This window comes from Dasania sp. GY-MA-18 (assembly GCF_024734385.1).
Lineage (GTDB): Bacteria > Pseudomonadota > Gammaproteobacteria > Pseudomonadales > Dasaniaceae > Dasania > Dasania phycosphaerae.
The window spans coordinates 36,699-54,050 of sequence record NZ_JANHAP010000003.1 but is presented as its reverse complement, the minus strand read 5'-3'; the positions used below and the strand labels follow the sequence as shown (position 1 = coordinate 54,050).

The 17,352-nt window shown below is 47.4% G+C and carries 14 protein-coding genes; 9 read left to right on the top strand and 5 right to left on the bottom strand.

The annotated features are described in order from the left end of the window. Window positions 1-7: 7 nt before the first annotated feature. Together NO559_RS04410 and NO559_RS04405 are read left to right on the top strand one after the other, a co-directional pair. Window positions 8-1,282: an O-acetylhomoserine aminocarboxypropyltransferase/cysteine synthase family protein gene (locus NO559_RS04410; RefSeq protein ID WP_258330583.1), complete on the top strand. Its 1,275-nt coding sequence runs from the start codon at window positions 8-10 to the stop codon at window positions 1,280-1,282. A gap of 294 nt (window positions 1,283-1,576) precedes the next feature. Beyond that, entirely contained in the window at window positions 1,577-1,942 is a 366-nt protein-coding gene (locus tag NO559_RS04405; protein WP_258330582.1) for an acyl-CoA thioesterase, read from the top strand. A gap of 103 nt (window positions 1,943-2,045) precedes the next feature. On the opposite strand, the gene djlA is transcribed toward NO559_RS04405, so the two are convergent. After that, window positions 2,046-2,834, bottom strand: coding sequence for a co-chaperone DjlA (gene djlA, locus NO559_RS04400; protein WP_258330581.1), 789 nt, complete (start codon window positions 2,832-2,834; stop codon window positions 2,046-2,048). A 46-nt stretch (window positions 2,835-2,880) separates the two neighbouring features. Continuing rightward, window positions 2,881-3,762, bottom strand: a complete 882-nt coding sequence (locus tag NO559_RS04395; RefSeq protein ID WP_258330580.1) for a lysophospholipid acyltransferase family protein — start codon at window positions 3,760-3,762, stop codon at window positions 2,881-2,883. 183 nt (window positions 3,763-3,945) lie between these two features. Here NO559_RS04395 and glyQ point away from each other — a divergent pair, with 183 nt between their 5' ends. The 7 genes from glyQ (at window position 3,946) to NO559_RS04360 (ending at window position 12,088) form a co-directional block, all read left to right on the top strand. Continuing rightward, window positions 3,946-4,884: a glycine--tRNA ligase subunit alpha gene (gene glyQ, locus NO559_RS04390; protein ID WP_258330579.1), complete on the top strand. Its 939-nt coding sequence runs from the start codon at window positions 3,946-3,948 to the stop codon at window positions 4,882-4,884. Further along, entirely contained in the window at window positions 4,884-6,971 is a 2,088-nt protein-coding gene (gene glyS, locus NO559_RS04385) for a glycine--tRNA ligase subunit beta (RefSeq protein WP_258330578.1), read from the top strand. The genes glyQ and glyS overlap by 1 nt, the downstream gene beginning before the upstream one ends. 3 nt (window positions 6,972-6,974) lie before the next feature. Then, window positions 6,975-7,535 (top strand): D-glycero-beta-D-manno-heptose 1,7-bisphosphate 7-phosphatase, encoded by a 561-nt coding sequence (gene gmhB / locus NO559_RS04380; protein ID WP_258330577.1) that lies wholly within the window; start codon window positions 6,975-6,977, stop codon window positions 7,533-7,535. Window positions 7,536-7,541: 6 nt separating this feature from the next. Further along, window positions 7,542-8,273, top strand: coding sequence for a 1-acyl-sn-glycerol-3-phosphate acyltransferase (locus NO559_RS04375; protein ID WP_258330576.1), 732 nt, complete (start codon window positions 7,542-7,544; stop codon window positions 8,271-8,273). Between the two features lie 55 nt (window positions 8,274-8,328). Next, window positions 8,329-9,789, top strand: a complete 1,461-nt coding sequence (gene putP / locus NO559_RS04370) for a sodium/proline symporter PutP (protein ID WP_258330575.1) — start codon at window positions 8,329-8,331, stop codon at window positions 9,787-9,789. Between the two features lie 169 nt (window positions 9,790-9,958). Continuing rightward, entirely contained in the window at window positions 9,959-10,855 is an 897-nt protein-coding gene (locus tag NO559_RS04365) for a DUF4382 domain-containing protein (RefSeq protein ID WP_258330574.1), read from the top strand. A gap of 24 nt (window positions 10,856-10,879) precedes the next feature. Continuing rightward, the gene (locus NO559_RS04360; RefSeq protein ID WP_258330573.1) at window positions 10,880-12,088 is read left to right on the top strand and encodes an MFS transporter; all 1,209 of its coding nucleotides are present in this window, start codon (window positions 10,880-10,882) and stop codon (window positions 12,086-12,088) included. Here NO559_RS04360 and traF read toward each other — a convergent pair. The 3 genes from traF to recF form a co-directional block, all read right to left on the bottom strand. Beyond that, entirely contained in the window at window positions 12,085-13,503 is a 1,419-nt protein-coding gene (gene traF, locus NO559_RS04355) for a conjugal transfer protein TraF (protein ID WP_258330572.1), read from the bottom strand. The two genes, NO559_RS04360 and traF, sit on opposite strands and share 4 nt — an antisense overlap. Window positions 13,504-13,785: 282 nt before the next feature. Next, entirely contained in the window at window positions 13,786-16,200 is a 2,415-nt protein-coding gene (gene gyrB, locus NO559_RS04350; protein ID WP_258330571.1) for a DNA topoisomerase (ATP-hydrolyzing) subunit B, read from the bottom strand. Between the two features lie 37 nt (window positions 16,201-16,237). Beyond that, entirely contained in the window at window positions 16,238-17,335 is a 1,098-nt protein-coding gene (recF, locus tag NO559_RS04345) for a DNA replication/repair protein RecF (RefSeq protein ID WP_258330570.1), read from the bottom strand. Between the last annotated feature and the right edge of the window lie 17 nt (window positions 17,336-17,352).

The window sequence follows — 17,352 nt, the reverse complement described above, 5'->3', positions numbered from 1 at the left end:
TTTTATTATGAAATTAGAATCACTGGCGTTACACCATGGCTACGAGTCTGAAGCGACCACCAAGGCCGCTGCCGTACCCATATACCAAACCACCTCTTTTACCTTTGACAACACCCAGCACGGTGCCGACTTATTTGATTTAAAAGTACCGGGCAATATTTACAGCCGCATCATGAACCCCACTAACGATGTATTAGAGCAACGGCTGGCGGCCATGGAAGGGGGGATAGCCTCATTATGTGTAGCCTCGGGCATGGCAGCGATTACCTATGCCATACAGTGTATATGCGAAGTAGGCTCTAATATTGTTAGCACCAGCCAGCTCTACGGCGGCACCTATAATTTATTTGCCCATTCGCTGCCTAAACAAGGCATAGAAGCGCGCATGATTTCCCACGATGATTATGCCGGTTTTGAAAACGCCATAGACGAAAACACCAAGCTGATTTTTTGTGAATCCATAGGCAACCCCGCGGGCAATATAGTCGACATAGAAAAGCTGGCCGAAATTGCTCACCGCCACGGTATACCTTTAATGGTAGACAACACCGTTGCCTCACCCTTTTTATGCCGCCCCTTCGAGTTAGGTGCTGATATAGTGATACATTCACTGACCAAATACATAGGCGGCCACGGCACTACCATAGGCGGCATTATTATCGACTCCGGTAAGTTTGATTGGGTAGCTAATAAAAAGCGCTTTGCCGTGCTTAACGAGCCCGACCCCTCTTACCACGGTGTGGTATACACCGAGGCCTTGGGCCCCGCCGCCTTTATAGGCCGCTGCCGCGTGGCGCCACTGCGCAATACCGGTGCCGCGCTATCCGCGCAAAGCGCTTTCAATATTATGCAAGGCTTAGAAACACTGGGGCTACGCATGGAACGCCACTGCGAAAATGCTGAGAAGTTAGCCAACTATTTACAAAACCATGAAAAAGTAGAGTGGGTTAATTATGCAGCCTTAGCAAACAGCCCTTACTATGAGACTTGCCAAAAAATTACTGGCGGCAAAGCCTCGGGGATTTTAAGTTTTGGCATCAAAGGCGGCTTGCAGGCAGGCACGCAGTTTATCGATGCCCTACAAATGATTTTACGCTTAGTAAATATAGGTGATGCCAAATCCTTGGCCTGCCACCCCGCCTCTACCACCCACCGCCAGCTTAATGAGCAAGAGTTAGCGGCGGCAGGTGTAAGTGCAGACCTAGTTCGCATCTCAGTGGGCATAGAAAATATAGACGATATTATTGCCGATGTAGAGCAAGCCTTGGCGGCGGTTAAATAGCTGCAAGAAAATTTTAATGCCGCCTTAATAGGCGGCAAGTTTTTTTATAGCAGTTAGGTGGGATGTGAGATCTGACTACGCTACTCAATAATTATGTTGTGCCACTCTCTGGCGCTAATTGCGCACTTAATTTATGCATCAATCTAGTGCGTTGTCACTGATGTTTTTGTCATTTTGGCGCATCCCTAGCACATATTAATTTTCAAACCGCTGATTTCTGTGGGTTTTTTATTTGGCATAAGGTTTGCTATAGCAATATGTAGTACTTATTAATCTTATGCACTGGAACTCGCTATGAAATTTTATACTCGCCGTATTGTTAAACCTACTGACCTTAACCCCTCCAATACATTATTTGGCGGGCAACTACTCAGCTGGATAGATGAAGAGGCCGCTATTTTTGCCAGCTGCCAAATGAATACACAAATGATTGTGACTAAATTTATTTCTGAAATTGATTTTAAAAAACCCGCTGTCAGCGGTGATGTGATTGAGTTTGGTCTATCTGTTACCAATGTAGGTACTACATCATTAACTGTTAATTGTGAGGTTAGAAAAAAAGCGACTAATGAAATAATTATCTCTATTGATAAAATGGTTTTTGTTGCCTTAGATCAACAAGGCATGCCTACCGTTTACAATTATAAACTATCAGCTTAAGCGATAAGGCTAGCTAAACTATCGTGGAGTAACGAGGCTGTATTCGGCCTCGTTTACAACAAAAGATATCTAATCTGTTTTGCTAAGCTGCTTAGCTAGTAGCCTACTTCCGGCTCTTTTTAATCAGCTCATAAGCCGCCTGTATTTCCTGCGCTTTTTCGGTGGCTACTTTCATCATATCTTCGGGCACACCTTGGGCGATTAGCTTATCGGGGTGATGGGCACTCATCAATTTGCGGTAAGCCTGTTTTAACTCTTTATCGCTAACGGTTTCTTCTACCCCCAGCGCCTGATAGGCCTGCTCTAAATCACCGGCACTGCTCTGTTGCTGACCACCACCACCTTGGTGAAAATGTTGTTGCGCCATTAACATGGCTAACAGCTGCTCGAACTGTCGGCCACCTATACCTAGATAACTGGCAACATTGGCCAGCACTTCTTTTTCACTGGGGTGTAACTCGCCATCGGCCATGGCTATGCTAAACAAGAACTCTAAAAGCAGCGCGGGCAGGTTATGGCTGCGACCACCTTTTTCTACAAACTGGGTAATGCTTTGCTGCAAGTTAAATTCGGGCTGGGCCCCCTGTTTAAATAACTCTATGGCCTGCTGCCTATGCTCACTGCTTAAACCTAAGCGCGTCATCAATTGTTCGGCCTGGCTGATTTCTTCTTCGCTGATACGGCCATCGGCTTTGGCTAGGTGGCCCATGACTTTAAAAACGGTTTCAAAAAATAATTGCTGCAGCTGGGCACGGTTGCCTTGGTAGTCAAAGCCCATGGCTTGACCCAAGCCCTTATCAAAAAAGTGCCCTGCCATTAAACCCAGCAATGCACCAAAGGGGCCTGCTACCATAGCGCCCAATATGACGCCTATTACTTTTCCTGCTATCACAACTTATCCTTTCTCTTAGCAATTAATTTAGATATTTATTTAGCTGTTAATTTTTATAACTGCGGCGCTGGCCGTTGGGCAACCATTTAAAACGGTTGTACTCCCACTGATATTGCTCGGGGCATAACTGCACACAGTTTTCTACACAGCGATTGAGTGCGGTAAGCGACAGCTTGCTATCGCTGGCATTTATGTCTGCGGGGGCTGGCACAAAACTAATTTTGTAACCGCTGCGGCCAGTGCGCTCAGCAACTGCCCCCACCAAGTTGGCGCCAGTGCGCTTGATTAGGTTGTGTACCAAGGTCATGGTGTAGGTGGGTTGGCCATAAAAATCGGCAAACTCGCCACTGCCTTCAACAGGCAGTTGGTCGGGCAGGATGACTACCGTCTCGCCCGCTTTAAGGGCTTTTAATAAGGCTTTTACTCCACGAGTATTGGTGGGCACTAAGGTGTTACCGGTACGCTGCCTGGCATGATAGATCATCTGATCAAAGCCCGGGTCTTCGGGGGGTTGATACAAAGAGGTGACGGCGCCACGCTGGGCCAAGAATACCCCCATTAACTCCCAACAGCCCAAATGAGGTAACACCACAACCGTACCCTTGCCGGCCTGTTCGGCTCGCTCTAGTAAGGCCAGATCACTAACCTCGGTGATATGCTGCATTAAACGTTGCGGCGACCAGCGCCACACCGGCCCCATCTCTAGTAATAATACTCCCAGTTGCTGAACACTTTGCTTGGCCAAATGCCGTTGTTGCGCAGCACTAAGCTGCGGGTAGCACAGGGCAATATTAAACTCGGTGATTTGCCGCGAGCGGCCATTACTCAACCAAGCACCATAGCCCACCCAGCGGCCCAGCACCCGCAATAGGGGCATAGGCAATAAGGCAAAACTCTTAATAGTGGTTAGCGCTAGCCATGATTTCATTATTGGGGGGTCTACAAGTTACGGGTAATTAAAACGTATGCGAATCATACCCTGTTATGCAGGCAACTCAAACGCCGGTGCCGCTTGCTGTTAGCCAGCCACCACACTACTTATACGCCCAGAGTCGCGCTATAATGCGCGACTTTATTTATTTGTCTATTAATTACTCTTATACGTGGCGACATGAACTCTCAAGTAAGCACTTTTCAGGGGTTGATACTATCCCTACAGCAATTCTGGGCCGAGCGCGGTTGCGTGATTTTACAGCCCTTGGATATGGAGGTAGGAGCCGGTACTTTTCACCCCGCTACCTTTTTACGCGCCATAGGCCCCGAGACTTGGAACGCCGCCTATGTGCAGCCCTGCCGCCGCCCCACCGATGGCCGCTACGGTGAAAACCCCAACCGCCTGCAGCACTACTACCAGTTTCAGGTGGCGCTTAAGCCCTCGCCCAGTAATATCCAAGAGATGTATTTAGACTCCCTGCGCTTTTTAGGGCTGGACCCGGCCGTACACGATATACGCTTTGTAGAAGATAACTGGGAATCCCCCACCTTGGGTGCCTGGGGCTTGGGTTGGGAAGTGTGGCTAAACGGCATGGAAGTCACCCAGTTTACCTATTTTCAACAAGTGGGCGGCTTGGAGTGCTACCCCGTTACCGGCGAAATCACCTACGGCCTAGAGCGCATCGCCATGTACTTGCAGGGCGTAGACAGTATTTATGATTTGGTATGGGCACAAGGCCCCGAAGGCATAGTCACTTACGGTGATGTGTTCCACCAAAACGAAGTAGAGATGTCTACCTACAACTTTGAGCAGGCCGATGTAGAGCAGCTGTTTAAGCAGTTTGACCACTGCGAGGCCGAAAGCCAGCGCTTAATAGCAGCCAACCTACCACTACCTGCCTATGAGATGGTGATGAAGGCCTCTCACGCTTTTAACCTATTGGATGCTCGCCACGCGATTTCCGTAACCGAGCGCCAGCGTTTTATTTTACGGGTGCGCACCCTGGCCCGCGGCGTGGCCCAGGCTTATTTTGATGCCCGCAAAGCCCTTGGCTTCCCCCTTGCGAGTGAAGCATTACGACAAGAAGTACTCGCTGCCAGCGCGGAGGACAAATAATGAGCACAAGCAACAGCCACGATTTTTTAGTAGAGATAGGTACCGAAGAGCTGCCGCCCACCGCCTTACTCAAGCTCTCTAACAGCTTTAGCGCCAGCATTAAGCAAAGCTTAACCGCCGCTGACTTAACGTTTACCAGCATTGAACCCTATGCCACCCCCCGCCGTTTGGCTGTGGTGGTTAAAGATTTAGCCGCACAAACTCCTGCGAAAGACATAGTCGCCTGGGGGCCCCCGGCTAAAATCGCCTTTGATGCCGAGGGTAAACCCGCCAAAGCCGCTGAGGCTTTTGCCAAAAAGAACGGCATTAACATCGATGAGTTAAAGGTAGAAAACGACGGCAAGGCCGACAAGCTGGTACACCGCAGCAGCCAAGCCGGTACCGACACCAAGGCCTTGTTACCGGAATTTGTGCAAAACGCCTTAGATGCTCTGCCCATACCCAAGCGTATGCGCTGGGGTGCCAGCCGCAATGAATTTGTGCGCCCAGTGCATTGGGTGGTGATGATGCTGGATACCATGGTCATAGACTGCGAAATCCTAGGCCTTAAAGCCGCCAATATTAGCCGCGGCCACCGCTTTCACTGCGATACCTATTTAGAATTTGCCAACCCTTCGGTCTATCAAGAGTTGTTAGCTAATAGCGGCCACGTAATCGCCAGCTATGAGCAACGCAAAGAGATGATACGCGAGCAGGTGACGGCCGAAGGTAAAAAAGTCGGTGGCAACGCCGTTATAGTCGATGACTTATTGGATGAGGTAACTGGCTTAGTGGAATGGCCGGTAGCTTTAACCGGCTCTTTTGAGCAGGAATTCTTAGCGGTACCCGCCGAGGCTCTAATCTCCTCCATGGCTGAGCACCAAAAATACTTTCACGTAGTGGATGATGAGGGCAAGCTGTTACCCCATTTTATTACCGTCTCCAATATCGTCAGCCTAGACCCAGCGCAGGTGATAGACGGCAACGAGCGCGTGATACGCCCCCGCTTAAGCGATGCCGCCTTCTTTTTTGAAACCGATAAAAAAACACCGCTGCTTAAGCGGGTAGAAAAATTAAAGTCTGTAGTGTTTCAGGCCAAGCTAGGTACCTTGCACGATAAAGCCCAGCGCATAGAAAAACTGGCGGGCATATTGGCTGAAAAAATTGGCAGCGATGCCAGCAAAGCCGCTAAGGCTGGCTTACTCTGCAAGGCCGATCTAGTCTCAGACATGGTGCTAGAGTTCGACAAGATGCAAGGCATAGCTGGCACCTACTACGCGCTTAACGACGGCGAAGACGCTGAAACCGCCAATGCCATTAAAGATCACTACCTGCCCAAATTCGCAGGTGACAAATTGCCTGAAACCTTAACCGGTTGTGCAGTAGCTTTGGCCGACAGACTAGACACCTTGGTGGGCATATTTGGCATAGGCCAAAAACCCTCTGGCTCTAAAGATCCTTTTGCACTGCGCCGCGCTAGCTTGGCGGTATTGCGCCTGATTATAGAAAAAGATTTAAACCTGGATTTGCGCGACTGTCTGGCGTTAGCTCAACAGCAACATGGCGAGCTGCCCGCAGCTAAAGGTTTAACCGAGACCGTATTGGCTTATATGCTGGAGCGCTTCCGCGCTTGGTATGTAGAGGATAATATCGCCGCCGAAGTCTTTATGGCGGTATCGGCGAAAAACTTATCGCAACCTTTGGATATAAACCAGCGCGTATTGGCGGTTAATCATTTCAGCCAATTACCCGAGGCCCTAGCGTTAGCAGCGGCAAATAAGCGGGTATCTAATATCTTGGCCAAAGCTGATGTTGATTACTCATCTCAAGTTAATGAATCACTTCTAGAAGCTGGGGCCGAAAATTTACTTTATACCCAACTTATGTCGGTATCGACTAAAGTAGCTCCTCTAATTAAAAGCCGCTCATATACAGAAGCCTTAAGTGAAATGGCTATTCTTCGAGATCCTGTTGACGCTTATTTTGATCATGTAATGGTGAATGTTGAAGATGAAAACTTACGGAAAAATCGACTTTCTTTATTAGCAGGACTAAGAAACTTGTTTTTAAATATCGCTGATATTTCTTTATTAGCACCGGCTAAATAAACCATGGCCTTACTAATTCTTGATCGCGACGGGGTAATCAACCAAGACTCCGACGACTACATCAAGTCCGTTGAGGAGTGGCAGCCCATACCCGGCAGCATAGCAGCCATGGCCCGCTTATCGCAGGCGGGCTATCGCATAGCCATAGCCACCAATCAATCGGGTTTAGGGCGCGGTTATTTTCAACCCGCCGATTTAGAAGCCATGCATGCAAAAATGACGGCGCTATTACATGAAGCCGGTGGTGAATTGGCGGGGATTTTTTTCTGCCCGCATACCCCAGACGATAATTGCGACTGCCGCAAACCTAAAGCCGGTTTAATCGACGCCATAGAACAAGCCCTGGGCTGCTCTGCTGAAAATGCTTATATAGTGGGTGATTCACTGCGGGACTTAAAGGCGGGTCTAGTGAAAGGCTGCAAACCGCTATTAGTTAAAACCGGTAAGGGCCAGCGCAGTTTAAAAAAATTAGCCGAGCAACCCCAGCCCGAATTAAACCATATGCAGGTATTTGATAGCCTAGCAGACAGCTGTGATTTTTTATTAGCCCAATTGAAAAAATAATAACGTATGAGAAAACTGTTTTTAGGCCTACGTGCTTTTTTATTTTACACCGGCTATGCCTTACTCACGATTTGGTTTTGTAGCACCGGTGTTTTGCTGTTTAAGTTTTTACCCTACCCCATACGTAGCCGTTATATTTTGGGCTGGAATAGATGCACCATACACTGGGCACGCTGGGTATTAGGCTTAAAATTTACCATAATAGGGCAGGAAAATTTGCCCAAGCACAGAGCCTATGTCGCTTTATCTAAGCATCAAAGCCAGTGGGAAACCTATTTTTTACAATATTTTTTAGCGCCAGTTTGCATAGTGCTAAAAAAAGAATTATTAAAAATCCCTGTGTTTGGCTGGGGCCTAGCCATGGTAGAGCCAATAGCTATAGATCGCAGCAACCCCAAACAAGCCCTTAAAAAAATTCAAAGTGATGGCGTAGCCATGATAGCTCAGGGCCGTAATGTGTTAATTTTTCCCGAGGGTACCCGCATAGACCCAGGCCATACCGGCAACTACGCCCGCGGCGGTGCTAATATTGCTGTAGCCGCAGATGCGCCAGTAGTGCCCATAGCCCACAATGCCGGGGTGTACTGGCCTGCTGATAAATTTTTAAAATACCCTGGCACTATAACGATAGTAATAGGCCAGCCTATAGAAACCAGCGGCAAGAGCAGCCGCGAGGTTAATGACTTAGCCAAACAATGGATAGAAAGCGAGGTGGCAAAACTGCCCAGCCAGCGCTAAGGTTAGTTTATTAACAACAGCACAATCATAGTAATAATAACAAGAGCCAAAACTTATGATTATCACTGTCACTTTTTGTCTGTACATCGCGCTAGTTTTTACTCTGGGCGTTTATGCCTATAGGCGCACCCATGATGCCAGCGATTATTATTTGGGTGGGCGCAGCTTATCACCCTGGGTGGCAGCCTTAAGTGCTGGTGCCTCTGATATGTCGGGCTGGGTGTTAATAGGCTTACCTGGCTATGCTTATATTGCAGGTATAGAAGCCGCTTGGATGGCCATAGGTTTATGTATGGGCGTCGCCGCTGCTTGGCTACTATTAGCCCGCCGGCTACGCAAATACAGTTACGCTTTAGACGATGCCGTTACCCTGCCCGCCTATTTCCAACGTCGCTTTGCGGTCAGTAGCCCTTGGTTACGCAGTATTTGTGCTGTGTTTATTTTATTGTTTTTTCTCTTTTATGTGAGCTCAGGCCTAATGGGCGGCGGCAAGCTATTTGTTTCTGTTTTTGGTATGGACTATCAGCTAGCGGTAATACTGGGCACCTTAGCAGTTATTTCCTATACCTTGTTTGGTGGTTTTTTAGCGGTTTCTTGGACTGATGTAGTACAGGCACTGCTGATGACGCTGGCCTTAATTATTGTGCCCGCTGTTGCCCTTAGCGGCATGGATGATTTTCGCGGTAACTTAGCCGCACAAAACCCAGCCATGTTAGAGCTGTGGACTAATAGGCATGGCGAGCCGCTGACTTTTATTGCTTGGGCCAGCTTGGTTGGCTGGGGCTTGGCTTATTTTGGCCAACCCCATATCTTGGCGCGCTTTAAGGCCGTACGCAGTGAGGATGATGTACCCACGGCTGCCACTATAGGTATTAGTTGGTCGCTATTGGTGTATAGCATGTCAGTGCTGGTGGGCATGGTAGGCGCAGCCTATATTGCTCAGCCGCTGGCCGACCCGGAAAAAGTCTTTATGGTATTAGTAGAAGTTATATTCAATCCTGTGGTTGCCGGCGTATTACTTGCCGCTATTTTGGCCGCTATTATGAGTACCGTGGATTCGCAACTATTAGTGTGCTCTTCCGCCCTAGCCGAAGATATTATTGATGCCTGGACTAAAAGAGACATACACTCCTCTGTGGCACTTAAGCTGGGTAGGGCTGCAGTGGTTTTGTTAGCCACCCTTGCCTGCCTAATGGCCTTAGACCCCAATAGTAAAGTGTTAGATGTGGTTGCCTATGCCTGGGGCGGCCTAGGCGCAGCCTTTGGCCCGGCCTTATTGGTGAGCTTATATTGGCGGCGCATGACCGCCGCTGCGGCCATGGCTGGCATATTTGTGGGCGGTACTACCGTGGTAGTTTGGGCGCAGTTTAGCGGCGGATGGTTTGATTTATATGAGTTAGTGCCGGGGTTTTTCTTTTCTTTGGCTACCGTCATTATTGTCAGCTTGCTTACCCCTGCCCCCAGTGACGATGTGCAGCAATTGTTTGCTAAGCTTATGCTGCCAGGCAAAAACTAAGTTTTTTTGTTTAGCTGTTTTTGAGCTTGTAACAAAGCTTTATATAGCACTTGCGTCTTTGTATTTTTGCTATTTTTTTGCAGTTATTCTCACTGCTTTCACTCTATGCTTGCGGTTTAACCCCGCTATAGCCACACTTTAGCTATTGTTTGATTACCAAGCTTATCTCATGAATACCCAAACTCTTATCGCTGCTGCTATGGCCTCCTCACTACTGCTGGGCTGTGGCGGCAGTGGCGGTTCTAGTAGCAACACACAAGGCCAACTCACCGTTAGTGTTACCGACGGCCCTGTTGAGCAAGCCAGTGCAGTGGTGGTGGCATTTACCGCCATAGAAGTAAAACCCATAGATGGTCAAGCTTTTACTATAGACTTCGATGAAACCCAGGCTGTTAATCTATTAGATTATCAGGGTGAAAATTTTATTTCGCTGTTAGATGAACACGCGCTCAATGCCGGTGATTATAATTGGCTGCGGCTAGCTATCGATGAGTCAGATACTTATATCGTTGTTAATGGCAATCAACACACTTTGCGCATACCTAGCGGCAGCCAATCTGGCTTAAAACTTAATCACCCTTTTACGGTAGGGGCTGGCGACAATACTCATATCGCCTTGGATTTTGAATTGCGTAAATCCATACACTTAACGGGCAGCGGTAAATATCAAATGAAGCCTGTTATACGGGTAGTCGACAGCATCAATGCTTATACTGTTAGTGGTGTACTTGCCGACAGTTTAGTATTAGATGTTAATTGTGATAACGACCCCAACAATGCGGTAGGCAATGCGGTTTACTTATTTGCAGGCCACGACAGCCTATTACAAGATATGCAAGGCAATGACGATGACGTGCTTAGCTCCAGTGCCGTTAATTACAATGCCGAAAACGATCGCTATGAATTCACCCTGGGCTTTGTTCCCCAGGGCGATTACAGCTTAAGCTTCACCTGTGACGCGGTAAATGATCAGCCTTTTGATGATGACAGCGCTGATATAGAATTTAGCGACCCACTCAATATTACTGTAGCCGACGATAATCTTAGTGATGTTTTATTAGATTAATCAGACCGGCCCTAAAGGTTTTTTTTGATTAAACGCTTATTCGCTCAACTGCCCACTTCTGTGTGGCTGCTGGTGCTGGCCTATGCCTTAATGAACTCTGGCGGTTCGCTGGTGGTGTTTATAGCCAGCCTAATCGCCACCCATATTGCTCCCTCACAGGACCAAGCCACCCTACCGGTAGCACTAATGATAGTGGGGGTTGCCTGTAGCGCTATCCCCCTGGGAAAATTGCAAACGCGTTATGGCCGTAAAAAGGTTTTTTTAGGTTTTGCGGTTTTGGCCTGTGGCTCGGCTTTGTTATCAGCACTGAGTTTATGGGATAAAAACTTTTATCAGTTTTGTGCCGCTACCTTTTTAATGGGCTTTACCATGGCCTCTGCTCATCAGTATCGCTTTGCGGTCATTGAACATGCGGGGGTGGCACAAGCTGCCACTGTTACCTCCATACTATTATTGGGCGGTTTATTATCAGCCTTTATAGGGCCTGAAATTGCCTTGCTGGGGAAATCTTTAATTGCCTATGATTTTATAGGTTCATATTTATTACTAGCGATAATTTTTGCACTTTGTGTGCTGTTATTAGCCTTTACCCGTGACAGCCCTGTTAGCAATCTAGCCTCAGACCTTAGCCCATCGACGCATAGTGGCTGGCAATTAATACTGCGCTCGCCCATTTTACTATTAGCCTTACTCTCATCGGTGGTGGCTTATATGGTGATGAGTTTTATTATGACGGCAACACCCTTAACTATGCATCAGCATATGGGCCATAGCCTAGACCATACTAAGCTAGTTATTCAGTCACATATTGCCGCCATGTACTTACCCTCCTTGCTTGCCGGTTTGTTAATACGCCGCTGTGGTTTTCGCTGGGTGCTATGGCCGGGCTTAATGACCTTTTTAATTTGCGTTGTCATCGCTATGTACAACAATCACTTTATACATTTTTGGCTGGCCTTAGTGTTATTAGGCATAGGCTGGAATTTTCTGTTTATTGCCGGTACTACCCTGTTGCCTATGGGGCACAACCATGAAGATAGATTTAAAGTCCAAGCCACTAACGATTTTATTTTGTTTACATGCCAGGCTATTGCGGCATTAAGTTCTGGTTGGTTTTTATATCACTACCAATGGCAAGGAGTGCTATTAATGACCTTGCCATTATTATTGTTTTATTTGTTTTTTCTATGGCGCAGTACTGCCTTTCCGTTAATTAAAGCTGCTAACAATTAAAATTTAATCGCTATTTGCAAAGCCGCACCTAATTCTTCATTTTTGTTAGATTTTGCTATGGCGAAGTCCACACTGGCGTTTTTTGATCCCACCCCAAAACCCAGTGAGTATAACCGTTCATCATTATGTAGGTTATTTCTTAAGCCAGCTCTTATAGCTGCTCTAGGCACTATCATCCACTCTGCACCTAATCCCAAATATTGCTTATCGGGGTCGTAACCTAATGGATCGTTACGAGTTATATCTAAATCGGCTACTAGCTGTAATTTTTTTTGTTTATAGCTGCCCGCTATACGTAGCAGCGGTCTATATTTAATAGTATGGCCATTGGCAGTGTGATAGTTTTTAGGCAAGATATTTTTAACCACGGCGGCTACAGCATAACGTGGGGATATTTTATAAAACACACCCGCATCGGCATTGATGCTGCGATACTCTTTTCTGTATTTTGAGTTTTTAATATCGTTGTATTCGAACTCTTCGACTCTTTCAGTTAGCCCTATAGTGGTTAGCTTGATATGTTTTAAATTAACACCTACTTGTAGGGCAGGATCAGCCGGTAGCTGTGTGGCGTAGCTGACACTGGTTTCATCTACCTCGGCGCCCTCAACTGAGATAGTGGACTCAAACTGTTCAGGGATTTGATAGCGTAAGTAGCGTTTAAGTTCAGGCTTATCCTCCGTATCGGCATTATTTTGTAAGGCTGCTGCTAAGCCCTCAAAATCAAAATACTCATTTAATGGTGTCACTAATTCACCGGCTTTTATCGATTCTGCTACCAACTCTTGTACGCCGGGTAAATCGTAAAAGGCCGCCAATTCATCCGAAACTTCGCCGCTATTAATAGCCTCTATAATTAATTGCTCTAGGCCTTGGGTATCTAAAGCTTCAGCTAACTCGGCTATATCGGCGCTTTGATCAGCCACATCAGCAATAATATTTAGTATTTCTATGGCTTGCTTAACCCTTAGGTTATCGATAGCCGCTACCTCTATACGCGCCCCCAGTACCGAGTAGTGCCGGTAATGTGCACCCCAGGCCATAGTGTCCTGGGTTTTTCCGCCGCCAAAGCCATAACTAAGCGCTGCTCGCAAAGGTTTATCTGATAACTGGTTAATATCTTCCAACCAATGCTCTGCCGCATTTGCTACATCCCGCACTTCGTCGCTACTCAAGCTACCTTTTTGGTAGTTAGCTTTGGCAAGCTTAAAGCGCTGGTCGAACACTTCTTCGGCTTTATTGTCTTGATAATTATCTACCGCCGCTAAAAACCCATCCCTATCCAATAAACGCGCGCCTATAAATCCACCGGCAAATGCACGTTGATTTTTTTTAAGCTGTGGCGCCAGCAGTAAAGCAGGATTAAATAAACTGGCCTGCTGCGGCTTAGCTGTGACCACTCCGGTGCCACCCATAGCCATAGACCGGGGATCGAAAGAGAGAAAGGAAACCGCATGGCTTTGTGTGGAATATAACAAACCCAATAGCGTCACTATTAAGCAATAGCGCCTATACGCATAGCCGCGCGGGGTTACATGCCATAACCCTGTAGTTATAAATGTAGTTATGAAGTAAGCGATAAGACTAACCTGCACATGGTATATATTATTATTTTAGTTCTTAGCAGCCGCTTTGTGGCAGACCATAAAAAAGGGGTTCCCTTTAAAAGAAACCCCTTAAATATCAATAACTTAGCATCAAACGTCTAAGTTGGCCACCTTCAGCGCGTTCTCTTCTATAAAGTCTCTACGCGGCTCTACTTGGTCGCCCATTAAGGTGGTGAATATTTGATCAGCGGTAATCGCGTCTTCTATAGTCACGCGTAACATGCGGCGCTCTTCTGGATCCATGGTGGTTTCCCAAAGCTGCTCGGGGTTCATTTCACCCAGACCTTTATAGCGCTGTATGTTAATGCCTTTTTCGGCCTGTGCCATTAACCAAGTCAGGGCTTCATCAAAGCTGGCCACGGGTATGGTTTTTTCGCCTCTTTGTACATAGGCGCCCTCTTCAATTAGGCCTTTGAGCTTGTCACCCAAGGTAACTATAGATTTATAGTCATTAGATGCAAAAAACTCGTGGTCAAAGCGATAATCGCGGTCTATACCGTGGGCGGTAATGGTGGCTACCGGTAAAAACAGGTGGCGCTCTGTATCTTCTTGTACCGATACTTTGTAGCTAATGGATTGCTGTTTTTCACTAGTAAAATGCTCTTGTAGAGGTTTTATCCAGTTTTCCACATATTCACGGTTATTCATTTTATCGACGGTGAGTGCCTCAACATTGATCATGGCACTCATCACTTCGCTGGGATATAAGCGTGACAGACGGTCTATAGTGGCCTGTACTGTGCGGCTCTCTGTCACTAAGTCCCATAGCCCCTCGCCGCTAATGCCTGGTGCGTCGGCATTGACGTGTAGCGAGGCGTTTTCTAAGGCGTTTTGAGTAAGATACTGTCTAAATGCATCTTCATCTTTTAGATATTGGTGTTGCTTACCGCGGTTAATTTTATACAGCGGTGGCTGGGCAATAAAAACATGGCCGCGCTCTATTAACTCTGGCATTTGCCTGAAGAAGAAGGTCAGCAGCAGGGTACGTATATGCGAGCCATCCACGTCGGCGTCGGTCATGATGATAATGCTGTGGTAGCGCAGCTTATCAGGGTCAAACTCTGACTTACCTATGCCACAGCCCAAGGCTGTAACTATGGTGCCTACTTCTACCGAGGAAAGCATTTTATCAAAACGGGCTTTTTCTACGTTTAGGATTTTACCTTTCAAGGGCAATATAGCTTGGGTGCGACGGTCGCGGCCCTGTTTGGCTGAGCCACCGGCCGAGTCACCCTCCACCAGGTATACCTCTGATAAAGCGGGATCTTTTTCTTGGCAGTCCGCCAATTTACCCGGTAGCCCAGCGATATCCAACGCACCTTTACGGCGCGTCATTTCACGTGCCTTGCGGGCGGCTTCACGAGCGCGGGCGGCATCTATCATTTTGCCTACTACTAGCTTGGCTTCTTGGGGGCTTTCTAGCAGGTAGTCACCAAAGTGCTGGCCCATGGCCTGTTCTACCGCTGTTTTTACCTCCGAGGAAACCAGCTTGTCCTTAGTTTGTGATGAGAACTTAGGATCGGGTACTTTTACCGAGATAATAGCGGTTAAACCTTCACGGGCATCATCGCCGCTAGTGGCTACCTTGCTGTTTTTAGCTAGGCCTTCGCGCTCTATATAGTTGTTTAAACTACGGGTCAGTGCGCCACGGAAGCCTGCTAAGTGGGTACCGCCATCGCGCTGGGGAATATTATTGGTATAACAGAATATATTTTCTTGGTATGAGTCATTCCATTGTAGCGCCACCTCTACACCTATGCCTTCGTCACTCATGCTGGTGAAGTGGTATAGCTTATTGATAGGGGTTTTATTTTGGTTAAGGTAGGCAACAAATTCGCCCAAGCCACCTTCATAGGCGTACTGCTCTTGCTTACCACTGCGCTCATCGGTGAGTTCTATATGCACCCCAGAGTTTAGGAAGGCTAATTCACGCAGACGCTTGGCCAGTAGATCAAAGTGGTACTCTATATTGGTAAAGGTTTCCGCCGAAGGCTTGAAACGTATTTCTGAGCCGGTGGTTTCAGTATCACCAACGATGGCTAGTGGTTCCTGAGGCACACCGTGACGGTAAATCTGTTCATGTATCTTGCCACCACGGCGTATGGTGAGCTTAAGCTCCTCGGAAAGCGCATTTACTACCGATACCCCTACTCCATGCAAACCGCCGGAGACTTTGTAGGTATTGTCATCAAACTTACCACCGGCATGTAATACCGTCATGATAACTTCAGCGGCAGAGACACCCTCCTCATGTATTTCGGTGGGTATACCCCGGCCATCATCCGATACAGAGACTGACTCGTCGGGGTGGATAATAACTTTAATTTTAGAGCAATGGCCCGCCAAAGCCTCATCTATAGAGTTATCAACGATTTCAAACACCATATGATGCAAGCCGGTGCCATCATCCGTGTCCCCTATATACATGCCGGGGCGCTTTCGTACTGCATCTAGGCCTTTTAAGACCTTGATACTGGAGGAATCGTAGTTATTTTCTTCGCTCATAGTTTTTCCGCCGTTAATAATTCTTAGCTTTAGCGCCTTATGTTTGCGCTGTTACTACACCGTGTTCCACGTGGAACAGTTTAACTTTGTCAGTTTGCTGCCAGCAGCCATTAAGGTCTTGATGGTCAACACAACTAATAAATACTTGGCAATCCAACTCATCCAACAACCTGCATAGCGCCTTGCGGTGGTCCTCATCTAACTCAGAGGGTAAATCATCCACCAAATAGGCGCATTTACGCTGATTAAGCTCACTAAGCAAATAGCCCTGTGCTACTCGCAAGGCGCAAACAATTAGTTTTTGCTGGCCTCTGGAGAGTATGTCTGCTGCCAGCTGGCCTTGATAGAGTATTCGTAGATCCGCTCTATGCGGCCCGCTCAGAGTGTAACCCTGTTGCTGTTCACTCTCACTTTGCGCAGCTAGGGCTGCCTCCAGTGTTTGATCTTTAGCCCAACCTCTTTGATAGCGTAACTCTATGCCGCTAAGGTTGCTAAGCTGTGCTAAACAGCGTTCAAACACAGGGCTAAACTGCCGTAAATACTGTGCCCGGTAGTGATCTAATTGCTCACTGAGTTTCACATACTCTCGCGTCCATACCTGCAAGGTAGGGCCGTCTATTCTATCATGTCGCAGCAAACTATTCCGTTGTTTTAAACAGCGCTGAAAGCCTTTCCAAGCCTCGTGGAAGCCATGTTCCACGTGGAACACGCCCCAGTCTAAAAACTGCCTGCGCACTACCGGGCCACCACCTAATAATAGGAAGGTGTCGGAATTAATAACCTGCAATGGCAGAGCCTCAGCCAGCTGCGCCGCCGAGCGCACATTCTCGCCGTTAATCTTTATCAAGCCCTCGCCCGAACGGCTGCGCTGCACCCCTATGGGGTGAAACAGATCTTCATCGCCCTGCACCGCCACCTCGGCAAAAACCACACAGCGCTCAGCCTCATTATTAATAAGCGGCTTGAGTTTGTGGCTGCGGAAAGATTTGGCTGAAGACAATATATGTATGGATTCCAGCAGCGTGGTCTTACCGCTGCCGTTAACCCCATAAAAGATAGATATCGGGGACAGGTCCACGATATTAGCGTGCTTAACATTGCGCACATCGGTTATTTCTAACCGCCGAATAAGCATATAAGCCCTTTAATCAG